We start from the raw sequence: 26,615 nt of genomic DNA, 5'->3' as shown, positions 1-26,615 counted from the left end.
GAGGCGAAGGGCGATACCTATGACGGCATCGAGAACATCGCCGGCACACAATATACCGACATCCTGACAGGCGATGCCAAGAACAACATCCTCTACGGGCTAGGCTCCGACGATATTCTGCGCGGCGGCCTGGGTGCCGACGTGCTGGTGGGAGGCGAGGGCTTCAACTGGGCCTCGTACGCGGACGCGACAACCGGCGTGCGCGTGGATCTGGCTAACTGGGGTGTGAACACCGGCGAGGCTGCAGGCGACGTTTATATTGAGATTGAAGGGCTACAAGGCTCGAACTTCGCCGATTCCCTCGCCGGAGACGGAAGCATGAATGCGCTGTCGGGTCTTGACGGTAACGACGTGCTGCTTGGCCGTGGTGGTAATGACAATCTCCACGGTGGAGCCGGTGACGACATTCTCATTGGAGGCGCCGGTGCCGACATACTGGTCGGCGGCGGCGACTTCGACTGGGCGTCCTATACCGATGCGACCACTGGTGTGACTGCCGACTTGGCCAATCGCGCAGCTAATACCGGCGATGCGACAGGTGATTATTACGAGGCTATCCGTGGTCTTCAGGGCTCTATGTTCAGCGACGTGCTCAATGGCGATGAGATTGGCAATGCGCTGTCGGGACTGGATGGTAACGACCTCTTGCAGGGCCGTGGCGGCAATGACGAACTCCACGGCGGCGAAGGCAACGATACCCTTTCTGGCGGTGCGGGCTCCGACCATCTGACCGGTGCCGGAGGGGCAGATCACTTCCGGTTCGACGCGGCCCTCGGCCCGTCAAATGTCGACTACATCGCGGATTTCAACGTCTCGCAGGACAAGTTCGAGTTGGACGGTCAGGTGTTTAAAGGCCTTTTGGCTTACAGTTCGGGCGAGCTTATGCAGTGGAATTTCAGCATCGGAGCCCGCGCGGTCACGCAGTATAGTCAGGTCGTCTACAACAACACGACTGGTGAGCTCTTCTTCGATGCCGACGGCTCTGGAGCTGTGGCGCAGGTCAAGTTCGCCGATATCTCGAAGGGTTTGGCCTTGACGTACTCGAGCTTCCTGCTCGTGTAAAAAGGGCGGTCCGCTCGTAATCCTGCTTAAAAACAGAAGGGCGCCGACATCCACCTTGTCGGCGCCCTTCTGTTTTGCGGAAAGGTGAGGCGGCTAGTGCACCGGTCATTCAGGCGAAGCCATATCCTGCCGCGGTGAAGTAGTTGCGGCACGCCTCGGGCTCGACGAGATCACAGATGTCGCCGATGGCGCCAAAGCGCCTCGACAGTTCGGGCTTCGGCTTTGCGCAGGTGTGCCTTGATCTGGGAGAAGACCAGCTCAATCGGGTTCAAGTCCGGACTGTAGGGCGGCAGGAACAGAAACCAGGCGCCTCGTTGCTTCAGGCACTGTGCGGCCTTCTCGCTTTTATGCGCCGGTAGGTTGTCGAGGATCACCACAGCGCCCGGCGACAGGGTTGGAGCAAGCTGGGTCTCCACATAGGTCTCGAAGATGCGCCGGGTCATCGGCCCATCAATCACCCACGGTGCTGTCAGCCCTTGGCAGCGCAGACCCGCGATGAAGGTTTGTGTCAGCCAATGGCCAAAGGGTGCCTTGGCATACAGACGCTGCTCCTTGGGACCGCGGCCACGCAAGCGGGGCATCTTGGTGGAGGTGCCGGTCTCATCGAGAAAGACGAGCCGGTGCGGCTCCTGGCGCATGCGCGGCTGGCGCTTCGCGCGCCAATGCTCGCGCGCCTGGCGCACGTCGGCGCGTCCTTGTTCGCTGGCCCGCAGCGTTTTTTTTGAAGCAGTAGCCCTGGCGAATGAACCAGTGCGAGATCGCAGCGGGCGTGACCTTTGTGCCGAGGGCTGTCAGTTCTGCGGCGAGCTGGGGCATGGTGATGTCGTCCTTCTCGCTCACGCGGCGGATGAGGAAGTCGCGATGGGGATCGAGCTTGGAGTAGCGCCAGCCACCCTCCGGCTTGGGGGCCAAGCTGCCGGAGGCGCGATAGGCCGCCATGAGCCGCACCACGAACGCAACGGAGACCTCGAAGTGGTGGGCGGCGGCGTGGCAGGAATGGCCCGTTTCGACAAAGCGTGCCACCCGGCGGCGCAGATCCAGCGAGTAGGATTTGGTCATCACTCATCTCCTGCAAAGAGAGCCGAGATGAGTGAATCACGAAGCCGATAGGCCGCATAGCCCCAACGACTCCATCAGAACCGACGTTGCTCTAGGATAGGAATTGCATTCTTCGGAGCTTTACGCCGAATAAGAGCCTAAGCACCACGTCGTTTGGGCATAAATTGGGTCCAGTATTTGCTGCCGCCTCCCTCAGGTTAGCTAAGCTGTTTCTCCCGTAGCGCCGAGGCGCATATCGAGATACTCGTCCACGGACACCATCAGTTCATCGACCTTGCCATCGAAGAAGTGGTTCGCGCCATCAATGACGGCATGCTCGAGCTTCACGCCCTTCTGCGTCTTCACCTTCTCGATGACGCTGACTACGTCCTTCACCGGGGCCACACGGTCTTCCGAGCCGTGTACGAACAGGCCGGAGGACGGGCAGGGGGCGAGGAATGAGAAGTCGTAACGGTTCGCCATGGCGGCAATCGAGATGAAACCTTCGATCTCCGGACGGCGCATGAGAAGTTGCATGCCGATCCAGGCGCCGAAGGACACGCCGGCGATCCAGCAGGCACGGGCATCCGGATTCATGGACTGCGCCCAGTCGAGGGCGGCGGCGGAATCCGACAGCTCGCCCTGGCCATGGTCGAAGGCGCCCTGGCTGCGGCCGACGCCGCGGAAGTTGAAGCGCAGCACCGAGAAGCCACGCTTCACGAAATCATAGTACAGGTTGTACACGATCTGGTTGTTCATCGTGCCGCCGAACTGCGGGTGCGGATGCAGGATGATGGCGATCGGTGCGCCTTTTTCCTTGGCGGGCTGATAGCGGCCTTCGATGCGGCCGGCAGGGCCCGTGAAGATGACCTCAGGCATATACGCGAACCTCTTGCTCACCTCTCCGCCGGGAGAGGGAAAACCCCATGCGACCTTGACCAAGGCCAGGGATTCTCATAAAAAACCTTTAGAATTCTTCTAAGTTGTTACCTTGTTTCAAAACGAGTGGGCATAAGACCCCAGCGAAACTTCGGGAACATGTGGCTGCGGTGCTTTAGCACGGCACCCAGGGTCAATTGCAAGATATTCGTGAGGCTTAGGCAGGATCCATGGCATCGAGCCAGCGTACATACCTCGATCATAACGCCACTTCGCCCCTGCGGCCTGAAGTGGCGGAGGTGGTTCTGCGCGTGCTCCAGGTGCCCGGCAATGCTTCTTCCGTCCACATGGAAGGCCGCGCCGCGCGGGCCGAACTCGAGGAAGGGCGGGTAAGCGTCGCCAAGCTCGTCGGGGCCAAGGCCAAGAACACGATCTTCACCAGCGGCGGCACCGAGGCCGCCAACCTGGTATTGACGCCGTCCTTCCGCAGGCTCGGCCAGCCGGGAATGGCAAGGCTCCTGATCGGAGCGACCGAGCACCCCTGCATTCTCAATGGACACCGCTTCCCGGCAGGTCAGATCGATATCATTCCGGTCGACCGCAACGGAATCCTTGATCTGGCTTGGCTCAAGGCACACCTCGAAGAGGCAGGGGAGCAGCAGGCTCTCGTCTCCGTGCAACTGGCCAACAACGAAACAGGCGTCATTCAGCCGGTGGCTGAGATCGCGGCACTCGTTCATGCCTATAAGGGCCTCGTCCATACGGATGCGGTCCAGGCTGCGGGGCGGATGCCGGTGGATATCGCGAGCCTTGGCGTCGATGCGCTGACCCTCTCCGCGCACAAGCTCGGCGGGCCGAAGGGCGTCGGCGCTCTGGTGCTGGCCTCCGACCAATACGAGATCGGCGACAAGCTGATCCGAGGCGGCGGGCAGGAAAAGAACTACCGTGCCGGCACCGAGAACGTAGCCGGCATCGCCGGATTCGGCGTGGCGGCAGAGCTCGCCCTGGCCTGCCTGGAGGCGGAGGCCGACAGGCTCAAGGTTCTGAGGGATGAGACTCAGGCCGAGGTTATGCGTATCGCGCCGAACGCTCTTGTTGTGGGTGCAGGCGCGGAAAGGTTGCCTAATACGCTGGCCTTTGCCATACCCGGCCTCAAGGCCGAGACGGCGTTGATCGCCTTCGATCTGGCGGGAATTGCCCTGTCATCCGGTTCGGCCTGCTCGTCCGGAAAGGTGAAGCGGTCGCATGTGCTTGATGCCATGGGTGTCGAGCCGACCCTGGCCGAGGGCGTTTTGCGAGTGAGTTTGGGGTGGAAGACCACTAAAGAGGACGTAATCCGCTTTGCGGAGGCGTGCGAAAGGGTGGTCGGCACCTTATATAAGCGGAAGGCGAGCGCGGCCTGATAGGCTCCGCCAGTTTTCCATGTCCATATCAACCCCCCGGCCCTTGAAGCCGTGAGCGGTGGGAGAGACAGATGCCTGCAGTGCAGGAGACCATCGATCAGGTTCGATCGATCGACGTCGACCAATATAAGTATGGCTTCGAGACCGAAGTCGAGATGGAGAAGTCGCCGAAGGGCCTCTCCGAGGACGTGATCCGTTTCATCTCGGCCAAGAAGGGCGAGCCCGAGTGGATGCTCGCATGGCGCCTCGATGCCTATAAGCGCTGGCTCACCATGACCGAGCCGAACTGGGCGCGCGTTTCGTACGACAAGATCGACTACAACGACATTTACTACTACGCCGCTCCCAAGAAGAACCCGGCGCCGAAGTCCCTCGACGAGGTGGACCCTGAGATTCTCAAGACCTATGAGAAGCTCGGCATTCCGCTGCGCGAGCAGGAGATCCTGGCCGGTGTCGAGCCGCAGCGCCGGGTTGCCGTGGACGCGGTGTTCGATTCCGTGTCGGTCGCCACGACCTTCAAGGAAGAGCTTAAGAAGGCCGGCGTGATCTTCATGCCGATTTCGGAGGCCATCCGCGAATATCCCGACCTCGTGCGTCAGTATCTCGGCACCGTGGTTCCGGTGACGGACAACTTCTTCGCGACGCTGAATTCGGCAGTCTTCACCGACGGCTCGTTCGTCTACATTCCGCCGGGCGTGCGCTGCCCGATGGAACTGTCGACCTATTTCCGCATCAATGAGAAGAATACCGGCCAGTTCGAGCGTACGCTCATCATCGCGGACAAGGGCTCCTACGTCTCGTATCTCGAAGGCTGCACCGCCCCGAAGCGCGACGAAAACCAGCTCCACGCCGCTGTGGTTGAGCTGATCGCGCTCGACGACGCCGAGATCAAATATTCGACCGTCCAGAACTGGTATCCCGGCGACGCTGAGGGTCGGGGCGGCATCTACAACTTCGTGACGAAGCGCGGCGATTGCCGTGGCAAGAACTCGATCATCACCTGGACCCAGGTTGAGACCGGTTCGGCGATCACGTGGAAGTACCCGTCCTGCATCCTGCGCGGCGATGGCTCGCGCGGTGAGTTCTACTCGATTGCGGTGTCGAACGGTATGCAGCAGGTCGATTCCGGCACGAAGATGATCCATCTCGGCAAGAACACCACGAGCCGGATCATCTCGAAGGGTATCGCCGCCGGAAAATCCGAGAACACCTATCGCGGCCTCGTGTCGGCTCACCGCAAGGCGACCGGCGCGCGCAACTTCACGAATTGCGACTCGTTGCTGATCGGCAACCAGTGCGGCGCGCACACGGTGCCCTACATCGAGTCGAAGAACGCCACCGCCGTGTTCGAGCACGAGGCGACGACATCGAAGATCTCGGAAGATCAGATGTTCTACTGCCAGCAGCGGGGTCTCTCAGCGGAAGAGGCGACCGCGCTCATCGTGAACGGCTTCGTGAAGGACGTGCTGCAGCATCTCCCGATGGAGTTCGCAGTAGAGGCGCAGAAGCTGATCTCGATCTCGCTGGAAGGCTCGGTCGGTTAAGGAACAAACGCCATCCCGGCCAAGCGAAGCTAAGAGCCGGGATCGCGAAAACCAGTTCAATTCGGATAACGATCCCGGATCGGCTCTTAGCCGTCCGGGATGACGTGGATGGAATTCACCAATGCTCGAAATCAAAAATCTTGTTGTCCAGATCGAGGACAAGCGCATTCTCAACGGCCTCAACCTCACCGTGAACAATGGCGAGGTCGCCGCTATCATGGGCCCAAATGGCTCGGGCAAGTCGACGCTTTCGTATGTGATCGCCGGCAAGCAGGATTATGAGATCCTCGACGGCGAGATCCTGCTCGACGGCCAGAACCTGTTGGAAATGGGAGCGGATGAGCGCGCCGTCGCTGGTGTGTTCCTAGCCTTCCAGTATCCGCTGGAAATCCCTGGCGTCGGTTCGATGACCTTCCTCAAGGCAACCCTGAACGCCCAGCGCAAGGCGCGTGGCGAGGACGAGCTGACGACCCCCGACTTCATCAAGCGTGTGAACGCGGCGGCCGCGAAGCTCGAAATTCCGAAGGACATGCTCAAGCGCGCTCTCAACGTCGGCTTCTCCGGCGGTGAGAAGAAGCGCATGGAGATCCTGCAGATGGCGCTGCTCCAGCCGTCCTTCTGCATCCTCGACGAAACCGATTCCGGCCTCGACATCGACGCGCTTCGCATCGTGTCCGAGGGAGTGAACGCGCTCCGTTCGCCGGATCGCGCCTTCCTCGTCATTACGCACTATCAGCGTCTCTTGAACCACATCGTGCCCGACACCGTGCACGTGATGCATGGCGGCCGCATCGTGCGCTCGGGCGGCAAGGACCTGGCGCTCGAGCTCGAGGCCAACGGCTATGCCGATTACCGGGAAAGCGAGGCCGCTTAAGATGGCTGACGTGACCCTCATGAAGACGCCAGCGGAAACCGCTCTGGTGCAGGCCTTCGAGAGCGCGAAGTCCGCGCTCCCGGGCGATGCAGAATCGCGCGCCCAGGCTTTCGAGCAGTTCAACTCGCGCGGCCTCCCGCACCGCCGCGTCGAGGAGTTCAAATACACCGACCTGCGCGCCCTGATGCGTGAGGTTGCGCCTTTCGCGGGCGTGCCCTCGGCGGAAGAAGCGAAGGCGGCAATCCAGAGCGCCAAGACGCTCTCCGGCATCGAGGCGCTTCAGGTTCCGTTCGTGAACGGCCATTTCGTGCGCGATGCGGTGGACTTCCATAACCTGCCCGAGAACATCGAGATCGTGCCCCTGGCCGAGGCTCTGGCGAACGGCCATGAGTGGCTGGCGAAGCTCAGCCCGGTTCCGTGGGCGAGCGAGAACCCGGTTTACCAGCTCAACACCTCATTCATGGCCGATGGCGTCATGATCCGCGTGGCAGGCCCTGTAGAGACACCGGTTCACCTGCGCTTCGTGACGTCTTCTGCCTCGGCGGTCGCCACCGCGACCCGCATTCTTGTGGTGGTGGAGGAGGGGGCGTCCGTCACCCTGCTCGAAAGCCACGAGAGCACGAACGGCGCGAACCATCAGCCGAACGACGTGATCGAGCTGATCGCGGGCGACCGCACCAATGTGCAGCACGTGCGCGTGAATGCGGAAGGCGACAAGTCGCTGGCCCTGTCGACGCTGGCCCTGAAGGTCGGCGCCGATGCATTGTTCAACAGCATCAACGTGGTGGCCGGCCCAGCCGTGTCCCGCCATCAGGTTTACGCCATTCTCAATGGCGAGAACACGAACCTGCGCGTCAACGGCGCGACGATGCTGAAAGGAACGCAGCATAGCGATTCCACTCTGGTGGTCGAGCACAACGCTCTCCATTGCGAGAGCCGCGAGCTGTTCAAGACGGTCATCGACAACGAGGCGACCGGCGTCTTCCAGGGCAAGATCATCGTTCCGCATCACGCTCAGAAAACCGACGGTCGCATGATGTCGGCGGCGCTCCTCCTGGAGGAGGGCGGTTCGATGAACAACAAGCCGGAACTCGAAATCTTCGCCGACGACGTGCAGTGCGCCCACGGCGCCACCTGCGGCCAGCTCGACGAGGATCTCCTGTTCTACCTCATGGCCCGCGGCCTGCCGAAGAAGGTGGCCGAGAGCCTGCTGGTCCAGGCCTTCCTCGGTGAGGCTATCGAGTTCGTCGAGAACGAGGCCGCCCGCGAGGCTCTGATCGGCACCGTTGAGGGCTGGCTGCAGGCCAGGTCATAACCCATCACGTCATCACCGTCCTTGTGCCGGTGATCCCGATTGGGAGAGGGCCACTCTTTTCGCATCGGGATGGCCGGATAAGCCCGGCCATGACGGCAGAGAAATGGATCAGGCAATGAATGCTCCCGTGAAGCCATACGACGTCGAAGCGATCCGGGCTCAGTTTCCGATCCTGGGCGAGCAGGTTTATGGCAAGCCGCTCGTCTATCTCGACAACGCCGCCTCGGCGCAAAAGCCCCTCGCGGTGATCGACGCCATGGTGAACACCATGCAGACGGGCTACGCGAATGTTCATCGCGGCCTGCACTACATGGCGAATGTGGCGACCGAAGGCTTCGAGCAGGCTCGCGAGACAGTGCGCTCGTTCCTCAACGCCGCTTCTGTGGATGAGATCGTCTTCACCAAGTCGGCGACGGAAGCCTACAACCTCGTGGCGGATTCGTTCGGGCGCATGAATATCGGGGAGGGTGACGAGATCATCCTCTCCATCATGGAGCACCATTCCAATATCGTGCCCTGGCATTTCCTGCGCGAGCGCAAGGGTGCCGTGATCAAGTGGGCTCCGGTGGACGACGAGGGTAATTTCCTTCTCGACGAGTTCGAGAAGCTGATTTCGCCCCGCACCAAGATCGTCGCCATCACGCATATGTCGAACGTGACCGGCACAGTGACGCCGATCAAGGACATCATCCGCATCGCCCATGCCCACGGCGTGCCCGTTCTTGTGGACGGTGCGCAGGGCGCCGTGCATCTCGATGTGGATGTGCGCGACCTCGATGCGGATTTCTATGTATTCACCGGCCACAAGGTCTATGGACCGACCGGCATCGGCGTTCTCTACGGCAAGCGCGCGCTGCTCGAAAAGATGCCGCCTTATTCAGGCGGCGGCGAGATGATCCGCGAGGTGAAGCAGGACGCGATCACCTACAACGATCCGCCGCACCGCTTCGAGGCCGGAACTCCGGCCATCATCGAGGCCATCGGTCTCGATGCGGCCCTGCGCTTCATGCTCCAGCTGGGCCGGGAAAACATCCGCGCCCATGAGGAGGCCCTCTCGGTTTATGCTCATGAGCGGCTGGGCGCCATGAACTCTATCCGCATCATTGGCAAGGCCCGGGGCAAAGGGCCTATTCTCGCCTTCGAGATGAAGAACGCCCATGCCCATGACGTTGCGACCATCATCGACCGGCAGGGCGTGGCGGTTCGCGCGGGCACTCACTGCGCCATGCCCCTGCTGGAGCGGTTTGGCGCCACTTCCACCTGCCGTGCTTCATTCGGCCTCTACAACACCATGGAAGAAGTCGATAAGCTGGCGGAGGCCTTGCAGAAGGCCGAAGCCCTGTTTGCCTGAAGGATCAAACCTGTGAACGATCAGACACCCATCCAAGACGGGCCCAACGCGCCGCAGGTCTCGCCCGGTTCAGGGCTTCCGCCTGAAGAGCTCGACCGTATGACGGACGACATCATCGCGGCCCTCAAGACCGTCTATGACCCCGAGATTCCGTCCGATATCTACGAGCTCGGCCTGATCTACCGCGTCGATATCGACGACGACCGCAACGTGGCCATCGACATGACCCTCACTGCCCCGGGCTGCCCCGTTGCGGGCGAGATGCCGGGCTGGGTAGAGAACGCGGTCGCCGCCGTGCCGGGCGTCCAGAGCGTCAAGGCCACCATCATCTTCGACCCGCCGTGGGACCAGAGCCGCATGTCCGACGAGGCCCGCGTCGCATTGGATATGTGGTAGGGATTCCTGGGCTGCATCCGTAAAATGCCGGGCCGACAAGGGGGCGAGGCGCCAGCTCGCCGCGTCAGAATGCCAAGCAGGTTAGGTTCTTCCCATAGGGTAGACCTGGACCGTATGCACAACCCTGTCCGCTCTCGACGTTTTCGTTCCCATCTCTTATCTAAGGATAATCGTACTCGTTCTGCCCGGGCCTTGAACCCGGCTGCCAGGAGAGAAGGCCAATGGCTCTACCCGGTTTCAAGGTCGTCACCTTGAGCGACGCGGCGGCAACCCGCGTGAAGGATATCATCGCGAAAGCCGACAAGCCCATTGTCGGCGTGCGCGTGGGCGTCAAGAACGGCGGCTGCGCCGGCATGTCCTACACCATGGAATATGCCGAGAGCATCAACCCGCTCGACGAGGTGATCGAGGATAAGGGCGTGACCGTGCTCATCGATCCGAAAGCGGTGCTGTTCCTGCTCGGCACGGAAATGGACTTCCAGACCTCGAAAATGTCGTCCCAGTTCGTGTTCAACAACCCTAACCAGACCTCGGCCTGCGGCTGCGGCGAATCCGTCGCGATCACGCCGGCCACGCCGGCGGGTCTTCAATCGGCAGGCTGATCCATGGATGCCGAGACCATCCGAGATATTTTCCGGGGTCTCGGGCCGATTCACATTCGCAGGATGTTCGGAGGGCAGGGCGTCTACCAGAGTGAGCTGATGTTCGCTCTGGAGGCCTATGGCGAATTGTACCTGAAGGTCGACGACGAAAGCGTCGAGACCTTTCGCGATCTGGGCTCCCGGCCCTTTGCCTACACGGCCAAGGACGGCAGGACCACCGCCATGAGCTACTGGCTCATGCCGGAATCGGCCCTGGACGATCCGGATGAAGCTACACACTTGGGCCGAATGGCCCTGCAGGCCGCCCAGCGCCGGAAAGCGGCGGGGGCGAAGAAGCCCAAAAGTAAAGCCCCCGCCCGGAAAGTGCGAAAGCCTGCTTCTGAGCCTTTTCTTTAAGACTTTTTGATCGTCACGGGACGCATGAGGAAGGCTGGCACGTGATCGCCCAGTCCCTTCACCGATGGCTCGTTGTCGTCATCGCGGCGCGGGCGGCGCTGTTCCTGCTTCGGCTGCTGACGCTCGCGCTCGGGGCGGGTGCGGCGCTCCTGCTCGGGCTGCGGGGCGCTCAAGGCTGGAGCCTCGACTTCCACCGGCTTTTCGGCCGTTTGGCGCTGCCGGTCGGAACTGGAGCGGACTTTCACCTTGCGACCACGGGATGAGCGCTCGTCGTCACGCCCCTCACGGCCGCCACGTCCACCGCCGCGACGGCGTGAGGAACTCTCGGAGGCCGGGCGCTCGGCAAGTGTCTGGCCTTCCCATTCAACCTGTGTGGTGATCAGCTTTTCGATGGCGGCGAGAGACTTCTCGTCTCCCGGGCCCACCAGCGTGAAGGCCTGTCCCGCACGGCCGGCGCGGCCCGTACGGCCGATGCGGTGGACGTAATCCTCCGCATGATGGGGCACGTCATAATTAAAGACATGGCTCACAGTGGGGATGTCGAGACCACGGGCGGCCACGTCACTCGCCACCAAAATCGGCATCTCGCCGCTGCGGAAGCTTTCGAGGGCCGCCATGCGGGCATGCTGGTCCATGTCGCCATGGAGGGCCACAGCGCTGAAGCCATGCTTCTGCAGGGAGCGGTGAAGAACTGCCACGTCTCGTTTGCGATTACAGAAAACGATCGCGTTCTGGAGATCCGTGGCGTTGCGGATCAGTTCGCGCAGGGTCTCGCGCTTATCGAAATCCTCACGCCCCGTCGCCACGAGGCGCTGAGTGATCGTGGCTGCCGTCGAAGCGGCGCGGGCGACTTCCACCTTCACCGGATTGTGAAGGAAGGCATCGGCCAGGCGCTGGATTTCCGGCGGCATGGTCGCGGAGAAGAAAAGGGTCTGGCGGGTGAAGGGCACCAGCTTCACGATGCGCTCGATATCCGGGATGAAGCCCATATCGAGCATGCGGTCGGCTTCGTCGATCACCAGCAGCTCGACGCCGGTCAGCAGCAGCTTGCCGCGTTCGAAATGATCCAGCAGGCGGCCTGGAGTGGCGATGAGCACGTCTACGCCGCGGGTGATCTTGGCATCCTGGTCGCCGAAGGAAACGCCGCCGATCAGCAGGGCGACGGAAAGGCGATGATTGATGCCGTACTTGTCGAAATTGTCCTCGACCTGCGCTGCGAGCTCGCGCGTAGGCTCGAGAATGAGGGTGCGCGGCATGCGGGCCCGGGCCCGTCCCGTCTCGAGGAGGGTCAGCATCGGGAGCGTGAAAGCGGCGGTCTTGCCCGTGCCCGTCTGGGCGATCCCCAGCACGTCCTTGCGGGCGAGCACATGAGGAATGGCCTGGGCCTGAATCGGGGTCGGCTCTGAATAGCCGGCGGTGGCGACAGCCTGCTGTACTTTATCGCTAAGTCCGAGTTCGGCGAACGACATGAATATCTAAACCGTTGAGCTGGTGCGCTTTGGATGCCGGCGGCGCTCTACGGCAACAAACGGGCGCAAGACTGGTTTCACTTGAGGCTTGTACTCAAGTTTTAGGTGTGGCGGGACCATAGGGTAAGCTATGGGCTTGTCAATACAAGGAAACTTCCAAGGAAAACGGCCGATGGGCGAAACTCTCATTTTGATTCCGGGTCTGGCTTGCACGGGCCGCCTGTTCGAGCCGCAAATTTCGGCTCTTTCCACAGACAGAAATGTCGTCGTCGCCGACCACCGGCAGGACGATTCGATTCCGGCCATTGCACAGCGCCTGTTGAAGGGTGCGCCCGAGCGCTTCGCCCTCGCCGGTCTCTCCATGGGCGGTTATGTGGCCATGGAAGTGATGCGTCAGGCACCCGAGCGCGTCTCACGCCTTACCCTGCTTGATACGACCGCTCGGCCGGATACCCCCGAGACCCGGCAGAATCGCGAGCGCCAGATCGCCTTGGCCGAAGCAGGGCGCTTCGAGGATATCTTTGAGCTTCTCTGGCCGCGTCTGGTGCATGCAGACCACCAGTCCGACGAAGCGCTTCAGGAGGTCCTGTTCGGCATGATGCGGGAAACGGGCCCCGAAACCTTCATACGGCAGCAGCGCGCGATCATGGGACGGCCTGATTCCAGGCCGCTTTTGCCCGAAATCGAAATCCCCACGCTGATTCTGGTCGGGGAGGGCGACATCATCACCCCGCCTGAGGTCGCCCGCGAAATGGCCGATCTGGTCGAATGGGCCTCGCTCACCGTGGTCCCAGGGGCCGGGCATACTTCGACATTGGAACAGCCGGAACGAGTGATCCAGGCCATGCGGCTTTGGCTGGAAGAAGGCTGACCAAGAGGTAGCCGAGGCCTTCCGTAGGGTATGGTCAATAATGTGTTACTGCGCACATCTGCGCCGGTTTGGACGCGTTGTAGAATGCGCCTATAAAATTTATGCTGCTAAAACAACGTCATAGATGATTAATTGCCTGTTAATGACCTTGGGTAATAGAGTTGTCAAAGTAGCTTGAGCGTTCTAAGAATTCTGTCTCGAACAGGGTTACGCTACGACTGCTGTTAACTGTTGCGCAAAAGTGACAGACGACTCCGCCGGGCTAGGTTACAAGCGCAGCCATAGCCTTCATAAAGAACGGACTTACACAATGAAAAAGATCCTCCTCTCCTCGGTCGCCCTCATCGCCTTCTCTGCTGGCGCAATGGCTGCTGACCTCCCGTCCCGCCGCGCTCCGGCTCCGATCGTTGCTGCTGTTCCGGTCTTCACCTGGACCGGCTTCTACGTCGGTGTGAACGCTGGCTACGGCTGGAACGACGGCACGAACATCACCTTCCCGAACGGCGTGGTTGTCTCCACGAACGGCAACGATGACGGCGGCTTCGTCGGCGGTGCTCAGGTCGGCTACAACTACCAGATCGGCTCGTTCGTTGTCGGTCTCGAAGGCGACATCCAGTACGCTGACTTCGGCGACAACCGCTACGACTTCGGCGGCGCCGGCATCTTCGAAGATGGCTCTGACGATTGGTTCGGCACCGTCCGCGCTCGCGCCGGTGTGGCCTTCGACCGCGCTCTCGTTTACGCAACCGGCGGTTTCGCCTTCGCTGACGACCGCGCTGGCTGGACCCTCGGCGGCGGTCTCGAGTACGCCTTCACGAACAACCTGACCGGCAAGATCGAAGGTCTGTACGTGAACCTCGAGGACCAGGACTACACCTTCAACGGCCTGACCTTCTCGACGGAAGAGCAGGAGTTCGGCGTGGTTCGCGCTGGTCTGAACTACAAGTTCTCGACCTACTAAGATCCATTGCTTCGGCGATAGACGAAAGGCCCGGGGAAACCCGGGCTTTTTTCGTTATATGGGCCGGCTCTCGGCGAGGCTGGTTCAACTTGAGCCTTGAGCCTTGGGGCTTGGGGCCTGCTGAGACTTCTTTGGGGCTGGCTTCTTGGGTCTTGGCCTTCGCGTTGCCTATGAAGGGCATGAAAAACGCGCAGTATGAGCGCTATAGGAATTTGTCTCTCCGCATCTCCCAGTCGCTTAGCGCCATAGCAATGACCTTGTAGGCTGCGACAAAGATCGGCTCTTTCAGGTTCTTGGCATAACGCTGCCAGGACACCGAGTTGAGCACGACTGTCCTTCGGATGTAGGCGATGGGCGATGAAGCCGCCCCGCTTCATGCAGCACACAAAAAAAGCCGGGGCTTGTGGCCCCGGCTAAGGTTGGCTGCGGCTGACGCAGCCGGGAGGATACTCGTCCGATTAGCAGGAATAGTACATCTGGAATTCGACCGGGTGCGGGGTCATCTCGAAGCGAGCGACCTCGGCCATCTTCAGCTCGATGTAGCTGTCGATGAAGTCATCGCTGAAGACGCCGCCGGCCTTGAGGAAGGCGCGATCCTTGTCAACGCTCGCGAGAGCTTCGCGGAGCGAGCCGCAGACTGTCGGGATCTTCTTCAGCTCGCGCGGAGGCAGATCGTAGAGATCCTTGTCCATCGCCTGGCCGGGATCGATCTTGTTCAGGATGCCGTCGAGGCCTGCCATCATGATCGCCGTGAAAGCGAGATACGGGTTGGCGGTCGGATCGGGGAAGCGGATCTCGACGCGCTTGGCCTTCGGCGAAGTCGTCCACGGAATACGGCAGGAGGCCGAGCGGTTACGAGCCGAGTAGGCCAGCAGAACCGGAGCCTCGTAGCCCGGGACAAGACGCTTGTAGGAGTTCGTCGACGGGTTGGTGAAGGCGTTCAGCGCCTTGGCGTGCTTGATGATGCCGCCGATGTACCACAGGCACTCCTGGGACAGGTCGGCATATTTGTTACCGGCGAAAAGAGGCTTGCCGTCCTTCCAGAGGGACTGGTGAACGTGCATGCCCGAGCCGTTATCGCCATATACCGGCTTCGGCATGAAGGTGGCCGTCTTGCCGTAGGACTGAGCGACGTTGTGGATGCAGTACTTGTAAATCTGCATCTCGTCGGCGGTCTTCACGAGGGTGTTGAACTTGGTGCCGAGCTCGTGCTGGGCGGAAGCCACTTCGTGGTGGTGCTTCTCGACCGTCACGCCCATAGCCTTCATGGCGGCGAGCATTTCGCTGCGCATGTCCTGAGCAGAATCCAGCGGCGGAACCGGGAAGTAGCCGCCCTTGACCGGGATGCGGTGGCCGAGGTTGCCGCCTTCATAAGCGGTGTCGCCGTTGATCGGCAGCTCGGCGGCATCGAGCTTGAAGCCGGTGTTGTAGGGATCGGACGAGAAGCGCACATCGTCGAACACGAAGAACTCGGCCTCGGGGCCCACATAGACCGTGTCGGCGATGCCGGTGGACTTCAGGAAGGCCTCGGCCTTCTTGGCGATGCCGCGCGGGTCGCGGTTATAGGGCTCGCCCGTGGCCGGCTCGAGAATGTCGCAGTTGATCGACAGGGTGGAGGCCGAGAAGAACGGGTCCAGCTGAGCGGTCGTCGGGTCGGGCATGAGGGTCATGTCGGACTCGTTGATCGCCTTCCAGCCGGCGATGGAAGAACCGTCGAACATGATGCCGTCGGCGAACATGTCCTCATCGACCATCGAGACGTCGAACGTCACATGCTGCCACTTGCCGCGCGGATCCGTGAAACGGAAGTCGACGTATTTGACGTCGTTGTCCTTGATCGCCTTGAGCGCATCCTTGACGGTCTGCATGATTATTCAGTCCTCTTCTGCCCTTGAGAGTAATTCCGAGGCTTCAAGCCTTGGTTCATGGAAGCGTTGTCAGATCGCGTCGGATCCGGTCTCGCCTGTTCTGATGCGGACGGCCTCTTCGACCGTCGAAACGAAGATCTTGCCATCTCCGATGCGGCCCGTTTGGGCGGCCTTGCGGATGGCTTCGATGGCGCTTTCCGCCATGTCGTCGTTAAGGACGATCTCGAGCTTCACCTTGGGCAGGAAGTCGACGACATACTCCGCCCCGCGATAGAGTTCGGTATGGCCCTTCTGGCGCCCGAAGCCCTTCGCTTCGATCACGGTTATTCCTTGGAGACCGACCTCCTGGAGAGCTTCTTTGACTTCATCCAGCTTGAAAGGCTTGATGATGGCTTCGATTTTCTTCATCGGATGACCGTTTCAGTTCGAGATTGCCGCTTTTAGCACCAGCGTGAGGCCCCTTCCATGGATTCATCTTTCCAAATGAGGCGCTTTTGCTGCTCTACAGTGCACATGCTGCTCAAAGTTTATGCAAGTGCGATTTTCGGCATCAAACGACCCGGAATCAGCATTTTTGGAGTCCGTTATGAGCACTGAACTGGTTCTCAGACCCCAGGAAATGAAAAAGGCGGACGCTGCGACCATCGCGGCGGGAATTTCCGGAATCGAGCTCATGCGCCGTGCCGGACTCGCAGTCGCTGAAACTGCCAAAGGAATGATCACGAAGGGGGCGAGGGTGGTCGTAGCGGCTGGCCCTGGTCAGAATGGAGGCGATGGCTTCATCGCGGCAAGCCTTCTGGCAGAGCAGGGGTACCAGGTCACCTTGGGTCTTCTCGGTTCACTGGACCGATTGTCGGGCGATGCGGCCCTCGCGGCACAGGATTGGAAGGGCAAGGTCGAGCCTGTCGAAGAGCTATCTTTTGGGAAAGCGGACCTCATCATAGACGCCCTGTTCGGCACGGGCCTCGCACGGGATCTCGAAGGTGCGGCACGGCTTGCGGTCGATCATATGAATGCCTCGGGTCAGCCGGTTCTCGCTGTGGACCTTCCCTCGGGCATCGACGGCGACAGCGGCGTTGTTCGTGGGGTCGCCGTCAGAGCCACGCGGACGGTGACGTTTGCCGCCCGCAAACCCTGTCACCTCCTGATGCCGGGCCGCGCTTTCTGTGGCCAAGTCGAGGTGGCGGATATCGGCATAGCGCGGGCAACGCTTGAAGCTGAAGGCGGTACGCTGTTCGCCAATGCCCCGAGCTTATGGCTGGAGAAGCTGCCAAGGCCGGAACTGTCCGCTCATAAATACGATCGCGGCCATACCCTTGTGTTGTCCGGCGGAGCGACCCGCACCGGCGCCGCGCGCCTTGCCGCGCGGGCGGCTTTGAGAATCGGGTCAGGCCTAGTCACTGTGGCTTCGCCGCCAGAGGCTTTGGGCGTCAACGCCGCTCACCTCACTGCCATCATGCTGCGCGGCTGCGATGGGCCGGAGGGGCTCCATGCGATTCTGCAGGATGCGCGGTTCAATGCACTGGTCATGGGGCCTGCCCTCGGCGTCCATTCCGGCACCCGCGCCATGGTGGCTGTTGCGGTCCACGCGCACCGTAGCCTCGTGCTCGATGCCGATGCCCTGACTTCCTTTGAGGGCCTCGGAACCGAGCTGCACCAGGCCTTTCGCCAAGCGCCGACCGTGCTCACGCCCCATGACGGGGAGTTCAACCGTCTGTTCAAAGGTCACCCGGATATCCTTGATCCGGAATCGAAAATCGAGCGCGCCCGCCGCGCCGCGTTCTATCTCGGCGGCGTGATGGTGCTCAAAGGGCCGGATACGGTCATCGCATCGCCGGATGGTCGCATCGCCATCAACGAGAACGGCACGCCTTATCTGGCGACGGCGGGATCGGGCGACACGCTTTGCGGAATCATCGCGGGGCTTATGGCGCAGGGCGTACCTGCATTCGAGGCAGCCTGCGCAGGGGTCTGGATTCATGCGGAGGCAGGGGTAAGCTTCGGCCCCGGTCTGATCGCGGAGGATCTGGCGGAGCTGGTGCCCGGCGTTTTGCGTAAGCTTCTTTAAGTCACCTCGATCCAGGTCCACAGGCCCGCATCGAACCGCTCCATGACGGTCGAGGCGAGAAGCCATTTGCCGGGATTGTCGGCCACGAAGGCGATGCGGGTCGTCTTGTTCTCCGGCACCTGAACCGTATCGAGCCAATAGGGCTCCCATCCGTCATCGTGGGCATGGAGCAAGCGAAAGGCATGGCCGTGCAGGTGCATGGGCTGGCTGAGGCCGGTCTCGTTCTTGAGTGCCAGCACGACCGGGGTGCCGCGCTTCACCTTGACGAGTGGGGCGTCCGAGGCCGGGCTCGGCGCGCCGTTGATCGTCCAGGGTGTCTTTGCATCGCCCTTGATCACCACATCCTTGCGAGTGGCGTCCTGAAGCTTGATGGCATCCGGCAGCTTGGGATTGGGCGGCAGCGGGGTGATGGGAGGCAGAGGCTCGCGTATGGTCCCCTCCACAATGATCTCGGCCAGCGGAAAGCCGGTGCCGATCATCGCCATGACCATACCGTTCTGTCCTTCATCCGGAGGAAGGTCGATCAGCAGATCGTAGCGGTTGCCGGGCGCAAAGGGCAGGGTGGCCTTCAGGGGCTCGAAGGTGCTGGAAGGCTGTCCATCGACCGCAATCACAAAAGCCTTCAGCCCATCGAAGCGCAGGCGCATGGTGCGGGCGTTGCAGGCATTGGCGAGGCGCAGACGGATGCGGCCGCCTGGCTGGGCCTTGATCTGCTGCGGGGTGGGGTTGCCGTTCAGGGTGAGGAAGCTGCCGAGGCGGCCTGCGGGTGCCTGCTCGGACAGAGCGAGGCTGCCATCCTCGGCCAGCGCCCAATCGTCTATGAGAATGGCAACATCCTGATCCACCGGGGGCGGGCTCGCCTCTTCCACGATCAGGAGCCGCGACAGCCCGCGCTCCATGGGCTCCGCGCTGCCGCCGATCACACCGGGTCGGATCAGGAAGGTGCCCGGATCGGGCGGGGTGAAGCGATACTCGTAGTCCTTGCCTGGGGCGACCGGCTCCTGAGTCAGGCCGCCGATGCCGTCCATGGCGTTGGGACCGCGCACGCCATGAAAATGAAGCGAAAGCGGGAGGTTGGTCTCGTTTCTTAAGGTGAGGGCGAGCGCCTCGCCTTGCTTGAGACGCGTTGCTTCGCCGAGATTGCCATTGAAAGCCCAGACCTCGGCGTCCTTTGCCGCGTCGGGGCGAAGGCGCTGCTGCGCGGGGCGGGCTGACAATATGGGAATTGCCGGTGTTTGAGCCGTCCCTCGTCCCGCTAGCCCGATCAGTGTTGTGGCGATGCCTGCGGTCGCGGCGCGGCGGGTGATCATGGGTGGGGACGTCCTGGGCTCAAAACTCGGTACAGAGGTACAATCTTGAACGGAAAAGGCCAAGTTTAGTTGCGTTTGGCCCCGCACGAACTTTTTTGATGCATGCTTCTCCAAGCATGCTATAGAGCCGCGTCCTGGAAGAGGGGCGCGTATATCGTGCTGCTCCCACGCGGGCGTGGCGGAACTGGTAGACGCACTGGATTTAGGTTCCAGCGACGCAAGTCGTGGGGGTTCGACTCCCTCCGCCCGCACCAATCGTCAGGATTGGGTCCGGGGGCTCCTGGCAAAAGGTTGACGGCGTCATGCCGCGCGGCCAGAGCCTGATATAGATTTTTTCGAGTGAATGAAGGCGATAGAACCATGCAGGTGACGGAAACACTGTCCCAAGGCTTGAAGCGAGAGTTCAAGGTCGTGCTCCCGGCCACCGAGTTGGAGCAGCGCCTGAACAGCGAGCTGAACAACATCAAGGATCGCGTGCGGATCAACGGCTTCCGCCCCGGCAAGGTGCCGCCGGCGCATCTGCGCAAGGTCTATGGCCGCTCCGTGATGTCCGACGTTCTCCAGAACGCCGTGAACGAGGCCAATCGCAAGATCGTCGAGGACAACAGCCTGAAGCTCGCTCAGGAGCCGCAGGTTCAGTTCCCCGAGGACAAGGAGACCATCGAGAAGGCCATGGACGCCAAGGGCGACCTGTCCTTCACGGTTGCTCTCGAAGTCCTGCCCGAGTTCGAGCTGGTCGATCTCTCCGCCGTGAGCGTGAAGAAGCCGGTGGCCGAGGTTTCCGACACGGAAATCAACGAGTCGCTTGAGCGCATGGCCAAGCAGAACCGCACCTACGAGGCCAAGACCGGCAAATCCGCCGATGGCGACCGCGTCGTCGTGGACTTCACGGGCCGCATCGACGGCGAAGAGTTCGAGGGCGGCAAGGGCCAGGATATCCGTGTGGAGCTCGGCTCCAACACCTTCATCCCGGGCTTCGAAGAGCAGCTCATCGGCCTCAAGGCCGGCGACACCAAGCTCGTGAAGGTTTCCTTCCCCGTGAACTACATGGCTAATCATCTCGCCGGCAAGGCTGCCGAGTTCGACGTGACCGTGAAGGAAGTCGAGGCTCCCGGCGAGCTGAAGATCGACGACGAGATGGCCAAGAACTTCGGAATGGATTCCCTTGATAAGCTCAAGGAAGCCATCCGCGACGCCATCAAGCGCGACTTCGACACGCAGTCCCGCCGCAAGGTGAAGAAGGAACTGCTGGACGCTCTCGACGCAAAGTACAGCTTCGAGCTGCCGCCGACCCTCGTGGAGCAGGAATTCGCTGCCGTGTGGTCGCAGGTCGAGGCCGACATGAAGTCGAACGGCCGCACCTTCGCCGACGAGGACACCACCGAGGAAGAGGCCAAGGCCGAATACCAGAAGATCGCCGAGCGCCGGGTGCGACTTGGTTTGGTCCTTGCGCAGATCGGCGAGAAGTCCGATATCAAGATTTCCGACGACGAGGTGACTCAGGCCCTCATCGAGCGGGTCCGCCAGTACCCCGGCCAGGAACGGCAGGTTTGGGAGTTCTATCAGAAGAACCCGCAGGCTCTCGCCGAAATCCGGGCTCCTCTGTTCGAGGAGAAAGTCGTCGACCAGATCCTGTCCCAGGTGAAGGTGAACGAGGAAACCGTTTCCAAGGAAGCGCTCTTCGCCGACGATGAGAACGAGGAAGCCGATTCCAAGCCGAAGGCTAAGGGCGGCAAGAAAGCCAGCAAGGGCGAGTAACCCTCATCTCGAGTGTCTCGCACCTTGCATCAATCAGACGGCCGCGCATCCGCGCGGCCGCTTTGGAGCAGTGAGACATGAGAGATCCGGTAGCGCTCTTTAACAATACGCTCGTCCCGATGGTGGTCGAGCAGTCGAACCGCGGCGAGCGCGCCTTCGACATCTATTCGCGCCTCCTGCGCGAGCGGATTATTTTCCTTACGGGTCCGGTCGAAGATTACTCGGCTTCGCTCATCGTGGCGCAGCTGCTCTTCCTCGAAGCCGAGAACCCGAAGAAGGAAATTTCCTTCTACATCAACTCGCCCGGCGGCGTCGTGACCTCGGGCCTGTCGATCTACGACACCATGCAGTTTATCCGCTGCCCTGTCTCGACGCTCTGCGTCGGCCAGGCCGCGTCCATGGGTTCCCTTCTCCTGACCGCCGGCGAGAAGGGCATGCGCTTCGCGCTCCCGAACGCCCGAATCATGGTTCACCAGCCCTCCGGCGGTTACCAGGGTCAGGTCACGGACATCATGATCCACGCCCGTGAGAGCGAGGCTCTCAAGCGCCGTCTCAATGAGATCTACGTGAATCATACGGGCCGGAGCTACGAGGAAATCGAGCGAGCTCTCGAGCGCGACAACTTCATGACCGCCGAGGCCGCCCGTGAGTTCGGGCTGATCGATCAGGTCGTCGAAAAACGCCCCGAGCCCGCAGCCACTCCGACCTAATCCCTAAAACCTGGGGAAAGATTCTCCCCAGGTGCGTCTTTTTAGCCTGTAATCCCGTTTCTATTGATCACGCGCCTGTCACGTGATTGCATGTGGATTCGGGAGACGTAGCGATTTGACGGAATTGTTGGCGCTGGAACCTTTCATTAGGTCCCACGCTCATAAACTTAAGAAGTGCGGGGCCGGCAAGGGGCCGGTCCTGTACGAATTGGAGATGTGATAATGACCAAGGCTGGCGGCAACGACTCCAAGAGCACCCTGTACTGCTCGTTCTGCGGCAAGAGCCAGCACGAGGTTCGCAAGCTGATCGCTGGCCCGACGGTTTTCATCTGCGATGAATGCGTCGAGCTGTGCATGGACATCATCCGCGAGGAGTCGAAATCCTCCCTCGTGAAGTCCCGGGATGGCGTGCCCACCCCCAAAGAGATCAGCCGAGTCCTTGACGATTACGTGATCGGCCAGGAGCACGCCAAGAAGGTGCTCTCGGTGGCGGTCCACAACCATTACAAGCGCCTCGCCCATGCCACGAAGCACAACGACGTGGAACTGGCGAAGTCCAACATCCTGCTGATCGGCCCCACCGGTTCTGGTAAGACCCTGCTTGCGCAGACGCTCGCCCGAATCCTGGACGTGCCCTTCACTATGGCCGACGCCACCACGCTGACCGAAGCCGGTTACGTTGGTGAGGACGTCGAGAACATCATCCTCAAGCTGCTTCAGGCCTCCGACTACAATGTCGAGCGGGCGCAGCGCGGCATCGTCTATATCGACGAGATCGACAAGATCTCCCGCAAGTCCGACAACCCGTCCATCACCCGCGACGTGTCTGGCGAGGGTGTGCAGCAGGCGCTCCTGAAGATCATGGAAGGCACGGTTGCCTCCGTACCTCCGCAGGGCGGCCGCAAGCATCCGCAGCAGGAATTCCTGCAGGTCGACACCACGAACATCCTGTTCATCTGCGGCGGCGCCTTCGCCGGTCTTGAGCGGATCATTTCTGGCCGCGGCAAAGGCACCTCCATCGGCTTCGGCGCGACGGTCCAGGCCCCTGACGACCGCCGCACGGGCGAGATTTTCCGCGCCGTGGAGCCCGAGGATCTGCTGAAGTTCGGCCTCATCCCCGAGTTCGTCGGCCGTCTGCCGGTTCTGGCGACGCTGGAGGACCTCGACGTCGATGCCCTGAAGACCATTCTTCAGGAGCCGAAGAACGCCCTGGTCAAGCAGTACCAGCGCCTCTTCGAGATGGAGAATGTCCAGCTGACGTTCCAGGACGAGGCCCTGACCCTGATCGCCAAGAAGGCCATCGAGCGCCGCACCGGCGCCCGCGGTCTGCGGTCGATCATGGAAGGCATCCTGTTGGAGACCATGTACGACCTGCCGGGCCTCGATTCGGTCGAGCAGGTGGTCATCGGGCCGGAAGTCGTGGAAGGAAAGGCCAAGCCACTCTTCATCCATGGCGATCGCAGCGAGCAGGCGGCGAGCGCCAGCGCTTAAAGGGAGCTCAGGGGCGCCCTTATGACGAAAGGCGATGCGGGACCAGTTCTTGAAACACTGCTTCCGCAGCGCCACATTATCTCTTGCGACGGTGTTGTCCGCTCATCCCCGAGGGAACACGCCGCGTACCGGATGCAGCCCATAAAAAAAGCCTGAGCATTCCGGTTTTCCGTCCAAGGACCAGCTTATTCAAGGGGCCCTCCGGACGCAGATAAAAGGATGTCATCTCATGACACAATCGAAGCCACGTCAGCCTGTTGTTCCAGGCTCGACCGGAACCTATGCGGTTCTGCCTCTGCGCGACATTGTTGTCTTCCCGCACATGATCGTGCCGCTTTTCGTCGGCCGCGAGAAGTCGATCCGGGCGCTTGAGGAAGTGGTCAAGAACGACCGTCACATCCTGCTGGCTACTCAGATCGATGCGACGGATGACGATCCGGCAACGGAGGCGATCTACAAGGTTGGTACCCTCGCCAATGTACTCCAGCTCCTGAAGCTTCCCGACGGTACCGTGAAGGTGCTGGTCGAAGGCGCGAGCCGTGCCGAGGTGAAGAACTACACCCGCACCGATGAATATTACGAGGCCGAAGCCGAGGCGCTTCCGGACGCACTCGGCGACCAGATCGAGGCGGAGGCGCTTGCCCGCTCGGTGGTGGCTGAATTCGAAAATTACGTGAAGCTGAACAAGAAGGTTTCGCCGGAAGTCGTTTCCGCCGTGACCCAGATCGATGAGCCCGCGAAGCTCGCCGACACGATTGCTTCGCACCTCGCTATCAAGATCGCCGACAAGCAGGCGATTCTGGAGACGCCGACCGTCGCGCAGCGCCTCGAAAAGGTACTCGGCATGATGGAGAGCGAGATCTCCGTTCTCCAGGTCGAGAAACGCATCCGCACCCGCGTGAAGCGCCAGATGGAGAAGACGCAGCGCGAGTACTATCTCAACGAGCAGATGAAGGCGATCCAGAAGGAGCTCGGCGACGACGAAGGTCGCGACGAGTTGGCCGAGCTTGAAGAGAAGATCGAAAAGACCAAGTTCACGAAGGAAGCCCGCGAAAAGGCGCTGGGCGAGCTGAAGAAGCTCCGCCAGATGTCGCCCATGTCCGCGGAAGCGACCGTCGTACGCAATTATCTCGACTGGCTGCTCGGCATTCCGTGGGGCCGCCGCTCGAAGATGAAGAAGGACCTGAAAGCCGCGCAGGACATGCTCGATTCCGATCACTACGGTCTCGAGAAGGTCAAGGAGCGCATCGTCGAGTACCTGGCTGTGCAGCAGCGCGCCAACAAGCTCACGGGTCCGATCCTTTGCCTCGTCGGCCCTCCCGGCGTGGGTAAGACCTCGCTCGGCAAGTCGATCGCCAAGGCGACCGGCCGCGAGTTCGTGCGCATGTCGCTCGGCGGCGTTCGTGACGAGTCCGAGATCCGCGGTCACCGCCGCACCTATATCGGCTCGATGCCCGGCAAGATCATCCAGTCGATGAGGAAGGCCAAGACGTCCAACCCGCTTATCCTGCTCGACGAGATCGACAAGATGGGCATGGACTTCCGCGGCGATCCGTCGGCGGCGTTGCTCGAGGTGCTCGACCCTGAGCAGAACAACACGTTCAACGATCATTACCTGGAGGTCGATTACGATCTCTCCAACGTGATGTTCGTGACGACGGCGAACACGCTCAACATCCCGGGCCCGCTTCTCGACCGTATGGAAGTGATCCGCATTGCGGGTTACACCGAGGAAGAGAAGGCCGAGATCGCACGCACGCACCTGATCCCTTCGTCCACGAAGAAGCACGGCCTTCAGCCGAAGGAGTGGAAGATCAACGATGAGGCTCTCCTCATGCTGGTCCGCCGCTACACCCGCGAGGCTGGCGTGCGTAACCTGGAGCGTGAGATCAACAACCTCATGCGCAAGGCGGTGAAGGAGATCCTGCTGTCCAAGGTGCCGTCGGTCGAAGTCACCACGGACAACCTGCCCGAGTTCCTCGGTCCCCCGCGTTATCGCTACGGCGAGGCGGAGACGGAGGATTCAGTCGGCACGGTCACGGGTCTTGCCTGGACCGAGGTGGGCGGCGAGCTGCTTACCATCGAAGGCATCGCGATGCCGGGCAAGGGCAAGATGACCGTCACGGGCAACTTGCGTGACGTGATGAAGGAATCGATCTCGGCTGCGGCGTCCTACGTTCGCTCCCGTGCGGTAGCCTTCGGCGTCGAGCCCCCGTTGTTCGACCGTCGCGACATCCACGTGCACGTGCCGGAGGGTGCTACGCCGAAGGATGGTCCGTCCGCCGGTATCGCCATGGCGACCGCCATCGTCTCCGTCATCACGGGTATCCCGGTTCGCCGCGATATCGCTATGACAGGCGAGGTCACGCTGCGGGGCAGGGTGCTGCCCATCGGTGGGTTGAAGGAGAAGCTCCTGGCGGCCCTTCGCGGCGGCATCAAGAAGGTCTTGATCCCCGAGGAGAATGCCAAGGATCTGGTCGACATCCCGGCGAGCGTGAAAAACGGCCTGGAGATTGTTCCGGTTTCCATGATGGATCAGGTTCTTCAGCATGCCCTCGTACGCATGCCGGTGCCGATCGAATGGGACGAGGCTTCGATCCTCAAGAGCCCCAAACCGGCTGTCGAAGACGATGCCGCTGGAGTGGTTGCCCACTAGAGGCATGACTTGAGGTAATCAAAAAAGGCCCCCGAAAGTATTTTTCGGGGGCCTTTTTCGTGTGATAGGGCACAAAACGCTTTGTTTTCACTTGTTTACCACTTGCTAACGGACAAGCTTTGCGCCACACGAGTCCTTCCTGAAACGATGATACATAACTCTGCTGTCATCGTGATCATTGGAGGATATGAAGATGAACAAAGGCGAGCTCGTTGCTGCCGTTGCCGACAAGGTCGGCCTTTCCCGTGGCCAGGCTGGCGAGGCGGTTGACGCCGCCATCGAGGCGATCACGGGGGCTCTGAAGAAGGGTGACGAAGTGAAGATCGTCGGTTTCGGCACGTTCGTGGTCACGAACCGCGCTGCCGGCGAAGCCCGTAACCCCCGCACCGGTGAAAAGGTGAAGGTTCCGGCTTCCAAGACCCCGAAGTTCCGCGCTGGCGCGGGCCTGAAGGAAGCCGTCAACGTGAGGTAAGCGCTTTTAAGCTGCTTTCGTTTTGAAAAGAAGGCCAACCGCGCTTGCGTTGTTGGCCTTCTCTTTTTATGTGATGCGCATCGGGACTGGAAACCTCGCCAGCTTCTGATATGACGCTTCC

Annotated in this window: 22 protein-coding genes, 1 tRNA gene and 1 pseudogene; 18 read left to right on the top strand and 6 right to left on the bottom strand. The window is 61.2% G+C overall.

The window, feature by feature from the left end:
- Nucleotides 1-1,062, top strand: a 1,062-nt coding sequence (locus AB4Y85_RS02265) for a calcium-binding protein (RefSeq protein WP_441983217.1), incomplete at its 5' end; no start/stop codon positions are given.
- 109 nt (nucleotides 1,063-1,171) lie between these two features.
- On the opposite strand, the pseudogene AB4Y85_RS02260 reads toward AB4Y85_RS02265, so the two are convergent.
- Both AB4Y85_RS02260 and AB4Y85_RS02255 read right to left on the bottom strand, forming a co-directional pair.
- Nucleotides 1,172-2,121, bottom strand: a pseudogene (locus AB4Y85_RS02260) (IS630 family transposase).
- A gap of 201 nt (nucleotides 2,122-2,322) precedes the next feature.
- Complete coding sequence (locus AB4Y85_RS02255) at nucleotides 2,323-2,979, bottom strand: alpha/beta hydrolase (RefSeq protein WP_441983216.1); 657 nt, start codon at nucleotides 2,977-2,979, stop codon at nucleotides 2,323-2,325.
- A gap of 230 nt (nucleotides 2,980-3,209) precedes the next feature.
- Here AB4Y85_RS02255 and AB4Y85_RS02250 point away from each other — a divergent pair, with 230 nt between their 5' ends.
- The 8 genes from AB4Y85_RS02250 to AB4Y85_RS02215 all read left to right on the top strand — a co-directional run bounded on the left by AB4Y85_RS02250 (nucleotide 3,210) and on the right by AB4Y85_RS02215 (nucleotide 10,860).
- Nucleotides 3,210-4,382 (top strand): cysteine desulfurase family protein, encoded by a 1,173-nt coding sequence (locus AB4Y85_RS02250; RefSeq protein WP_441983215.1) that lies wholly within the window; start codon nucleotides 3,210-3,212, stop codon nucleotides 4,380-4,382.
- Between the two features lie 71 nt (nucleotides 4,383-4,453).
- Nucleotides 4,454-5,926, top strand: coding sequence for a Fe-S cluster assembly protein SufB (gene sufB / locus AB4Y85_RS02245; protein ID WP_441983214.1), 1,473 nt, complete (start codon nucleotides 4,454-4,456; stop codon nucleotides 5,924-5,926).
- Nucleotides 5,927-6,047: 121 nt separating this feature from the next.
- Nucleotides 6,048-6,800 carry a Fe-S cluster assembly ATPase SufC gene (gene sufC, locus AB4Y85_RS02240; protein ID WP_441983213.1) on the top strand — a complete coding sequence of 251 codons (753 nt, stop codon included), beginning with the start codon at nucleotides 6,048-6,050 and terminating at the stop codon, nucleotides 6,798-6,800.
- Between the two features lies 1 nt (nucleotide 6,801).
- The gene (gene sufD, locus AB4Y85_RS02235; protein ID WP_441983212.1) at nucleotides 6,802-8,115 is read left to right on the top strand and encodes a Fe-S cluster assembly protein SufD; all 1,314 of its coding nucleotides are present in this window, start codon (nucleotides 6,802-6,804) and stop codon (nucleotides 8,113-8,115) included.
- Nucleotides 8,116-8,230: 115 nt separating this feature from the next.
- Nucleotides 8,231-9,466, top strand: coding sequence for a cysteine desulfurase (locus AB4Y85_RS02230; protein WP_441983211.1), 1,236 nt, complete (start codon nucleotides 8,231-8,233; stop codon nucleotides 9,464-9,466).
- 12 nt (nucleotides 9,467-9,478) lie between these two features.
- Nucleotides 9,479-9,862 carry an SUF system Fe-S cluster assembly protein gene (locus AB4Y85_RS02225; RefSeq protein ID WP_441983210.1) on the top strand — a complete coding sequence of 128 codons (384 nt, stop codon included), beginning with the start codon at nucleotides 9,479-9,481 and terminating at the stop codon, nucleotides 9,860-9,862.
- A 221-nt stretch (nucleotides 9,863-10,083) separates the two neighbouring features.
- Complete coding sequence (locus AB4Y85_RS02220) at nucleotides 10,084-10,464, top strand: HesB/IscA family protein (protein ID WP_441983209.1); 381 nt, start codon at nucleotides 10,084-10,086, stop codon at nucleotides 10,462-10,464.
- Between the two features lie 3 nt (nucleotides 10,465-10,467).
- On the top strand, nucleotides 10,468-10,860 hold the full coding sequence (locus AB4Y85_RS02215; protein ID WP_441983208.1) for a TfoX/Sxy family protein: 393 nt from the start codon (nucleotides 10,468-10,470) through the stop codon (nucleotides 10,858-10,860).
- Here the strand turns inward: AB4Y85_RS02215 and AB4Y85_RS02210 are convergent.
- A complete protein-coding gene (locus AB4Y85_RS02210; protein WP_441983207.1) occupies nucleotides 10,857-12,329 on the bottom strand; it encodes a DEAD/DEAH box helicase in 1,473 nt (490 codons plus the stop codon). The two genes, AB4Y85_RS02215 and AB4Y85_RS02210, sit on opposite strands and share 4 nt — an antisense overlap.
- A 172-nt stretch (nucleotides 12,330-12,501) precedes the next feature.
- Here AB4Y85_RS02210 and AB4Y85_RS02205 point away from each other — a divergent pair, with 172 nt between their 5' ends.
- Both AB4Y85_RS02205 and AB4Y85_RS02200 read left to right on the top strand, forming a co-directional pair.
- Complete coding sequence (locus AB4Y85_RS02205) at nucleotides 12,502-13,200, top strand: alpha/beta fold hydrolase (protein WP_441983206.1); 699 nt, start codon at nucleotides 12,502-12,504, stop codon at nucleotides 13,198-13,200.
- Between the two features lie 310 nt (nucleotides 13,201-13,510).
- On the top strand, nucleotides 13,511-14,161 hold the full coding sequence (locus AB4Y85_RS02200; RefSeq protein WP_441983205.1) for an outer membrane protein: 651 nt from the start codon (nucleotides 13,511-13,513) through the stop codon (nucleotides 14,159-14,161).
- 458 nt (nucleotides 14,162-14,619) lie between these two features.
- Here the strand turns inward: AB4Y85_RS02200 and glnA are convergent, their stop codons facing one another.
- Together glnA and AB4Y85_RS02190 are read right to left on the bottom strand one after the other, a co-directional pair.
- Nucleotides 14,620-16,029 (bottom strand): type I glutamate--ammonia ligase, encoded by a 1,410-nt coding sequence (gene glnA, locus AB4Y85_RS02195; RefSeq protein WP_441983204.1) that lies wholly within the window; start codon nucleotides 16,027-16,029, stop codon nucleotides 14,620-14,622.
- Between the two features lie 69 nt (nucleotides 16,030-16,098).
- On the bottom strand, nucleotides 16,099-16,437 hold the full coding sequence (locus tag AB4Y85_RS02190) for a P-II family nitrogen regulator (RefSeq protein ID WP_009490961.1): 339 nt from the start codon (nucleotides 16,435-16,437) through the stop codon (nucleotides 16,099-16,101).
- Nucleotides 16,438-16,615: 178 nt separating this feature from the next.
- Between AB4Y85_RS02190 and AB4Y85_RS02185 the strand changes: the two genes are divergently transcribed.
- Nucleotides 16,616-18,097, top strand: a complete 1,482-nt coding sequence (locus AB4Y85_RS02185; protein WP_441983203.1) for an NAD(P)H-hydrate dehydratase — start codon at nucleotides 16,616-16,618, stop codon at nucleotides 18,095-18,097.
- Here AB4Y85_RS02185 and AB4Y85_RS02180 read toward each other — a convergent pair.
- Nucleotides 18,094-19,407 (bottom strand): multicopper oxidase family protein, encoded by a 1,314-nt coding sequence (locus tag AB4Y85_RS02180; protein ID WP_441983202.1) that lies wholly within the window; start codon nucleotides 19,405-19,407, stop codon nucleotides 18,094-18,096. The two genes, AB4Y85_RS02185 and AB4Y85_RS02180, sit on opposite strands and share 4 nt — an antisense overlap.
- A gap of 169 nt (nucleotides 19,408-19,576) precedes the next feature.
- Here AB4Y85_RS02180 and AB4Y85_RS02175 point away from each other — a divergent pair.
- From AB4Y85_RS02175 to AB4Y85_RS02150, 6 genes are all read left to right on the top strand, one after another.
- Nucleotides 19,577-19,661 (top strand) — tRNA-Leu (locus AB4Y85_RS02175).
- Nucleotides 19,662-19,767: 106 nt separating this feature from the next.
- On the top strand, nucleotides 19,768-21,165 hold the full coding sequence (gene tig, locus AB4Y85_RS02170) for a trigger factor (RefSeq protein ID WP_441983201.1): 1,398 nt from the start codon (nucleotides 19,768-19,770) through the stop codon (nucleotides 21,163-21,165).
- 77 nt (nucleotides 21,166-21,242) lie between these two features.
- Nucleotides 21,243-21,875, top strand: a complete 633-nt coding sequence (locus AB4Y85_RS02165) for an ATP-dependent Clp protease proteolytic subunit (RefSeq protein WP_441983200.1) — start codon at nucleotides 21,243-21,245, stop codon at nucleotides 21,873-21,875.
- 222 nt (nucleotides 21,876-22,097) lie between these two features.
- The gene (gene clpX, locus AB4Y85_RS02160) at nucleotides 22,098-23,366 is read left to right on the top strand and encodes an ATP-dependent Clp protease ATP-binding subunit ClpX (RefSeq protein ID WP_441983199.1); all 1,269 of its coding nucleotides are present in this window, start codon (nucleotides 22,098-22,100) and stop codon (nucleotides 23,364-23,366) included.
- 229 nt (nucleotides 23,367-23,595) lie between these two features.
- Complete coding sequence (gene lon / locus AB4Y85_RS02155) at nucleotides 23,596-26,022, top strand: endopeptidase La (RefSeq protein WP_441983198.1); 2,427 nt, start codon at nucleotides 23,596-23,598, stop codon at nucleotides 26,020-26,022.
- 193 nt (nucleotides 26,023-26,215) lie between these two features.
- A complete protein-coding gene (locus AB4Y85_RS02150; RefSeq protein WP_441983197.1) occupies nucleotides 26,216-26,494 on the top strand; it encodes an HU family DNA-binding protein in 279 nt (92 codons plus the stop codon).
- The last annotated feature ends 121 nt before the right edge of the window (nucleotides 26,495-26,615 follow it).

The organism is Microvirga sp. 2YAF29, assembly GCF_052114605.1.
In the GTDB taxonomy this organism is placed as follows: Bacteria; Pseudomonadota; Alphaproteobacteria; order Rhizobiales; family Beijerinckiaceae; genus Microvirga.
Note: the sequence above shows the minus strand (reverse complement) of the source record. Positions and strands in the feature narration are given on the sequence as shown.

Excerpts from the sequence above, each read along its gene's own strand:
- AB4Y85_RS02255 (WP_441983216.1), bottom strand. The coding sequence starts at position 2,979 with ATGCCTGAGGTCATCTTCACGGGCCCTGCCGGCCGCATCGAAGGCCGC.
- AB4Y85_RS02250 (WP_441983215.1), top strand. The coding sequence starts at position 3,210 with ATGGCATCGAGCCAGCGTACATACCTCGATCATAACGCCACTTCGCCC.
- sufB (WP_441983214.1), top strand. The coding sequence starts at position 4,454 with ATGCCTGCAGTGCAGGAGACCATCGATCAGGTTCGATCGATCGACGTC.
- sufC (WP_441983213.1), top strand. The coding sequence starts at position 6,048 with ATGCTCGAAATCAAAAATCTTGTTGTCCAGATCGAGGACAAGCGCATT.
- sufD (WP_441983212.1), top strand. The coding sequence starts at position 6,802 with ATGGCTGACGTGACCCTCATGAAGACGCCAGCGGAAACCGCTCTGGTG.
- AB4Y85_RS02230 (WP_441983211.1), top strand. The coding sequence starts at position 8,231 with ATGAATGCTCCCGTGAAGCCATACGACGTCGAAGCGATCCGGGCTCAG.
- AB4Y85_RS02220 (WP_441983209.1), top strand. The coding sequence starts at position 10,084 with ATGGCTCTACCCGGTTTCAAGGTCGTCACCTTGAGCGACGCGGCGGCA.
- AB4Y85_RS02215 (WP_441983208.1), top strand. The coding sequence starts at position 10,468 with ATGGATGCCGAGACCATCCGAGATATTTTCCGGGGTCTCGGGCCGATT.
- AB4Y85_RS02210 (WP_441983207.1), bottom strand. The coding sequence starts at position 12,329 with ATGTCGTTCGCCGAACTCGGACTTAGCGATAAAGTACAGCAGGCTGTC.
- AB4Y85_RS02205 (WP_441983206.1), top strand. The coding sequence starts at position 12,502 with ATGGGCGAAACTCTCATTTTGATTCCGGGTCTGGCTTGCACGGGCCGC.
- AB4Y85_RS02200 (WP_441983205.1), top strand. The coding sequence starts at position 13,511 with ATGAAAAAGATCCTCCTCTCCTCGGTCGCCCTCATCGCCTTCTCTGCT.
- glnA (WP_441983204.1), bottom strand. The coding sequence starts at position 16,029 with ATGCAGACCGTCAAGGATGCGCTCAAGGCGATCAAGGACAACGACGTC.
- AB4Y85_RS02190 (WP_009490961.1), bottom strand. The coding sequence starts at position 16,437 with ATGAAGAAAATCGAAGCCATCATCAAGCCTTTCAAGCTGGATGAAGTC.
- AB4Y85_RS02185 (WP_441983203.1), top strand. The coding sequence starts at position 16,616 with ATGAGCACTGAACTGGTTCTCAGACCCCAGGAAATGAAAAAGGCGGAC.
- AB4Y85_RS02180 (WP_441983202.1), bottom strand. The coding sequence starts at position 19,407 with ATGATCACCCGCCGCGCCGCGACCGCAGGCATCGCCACAACACTGATC.
- tig (WP_441983201.1), top strand. The coding sequence starts at position 19,768 with ATGCAGGTGACGGAAACACTGTCCCAAGGCTTGAAGCGAGAGTTCAAG.
- AB4Y85_RS02165 (WP_441983200.1), top strand. The coding sequence starts at position 21,243 with ATGAGAGATCCGGTAGCGCTCTTTAACAATACGCTCGTCCCGATGGTG.
- clpX (WP_441983199.1), top strand. The coding sequence starts at position 22,098 with ATGACCAAGGCTGGCGGCAACGACTCCAAGAGCACCCTGTACTGCTCG.
- lon (WP_441983198.1), top strand. The coding sequence starts at position 23,596 with ATGACACAATCGAAGCCACGTCAGCCTGTTGTTCCAGGCTCGACCGGA.
- AB4Y85_RS02150 (WP_441983197.1), top strand. The coding sequence starts at position 26,216 with ATGAACAAAGGCGAGCTCGTTGCTGCCGTTGCCGACAAGGTCGGCCTT.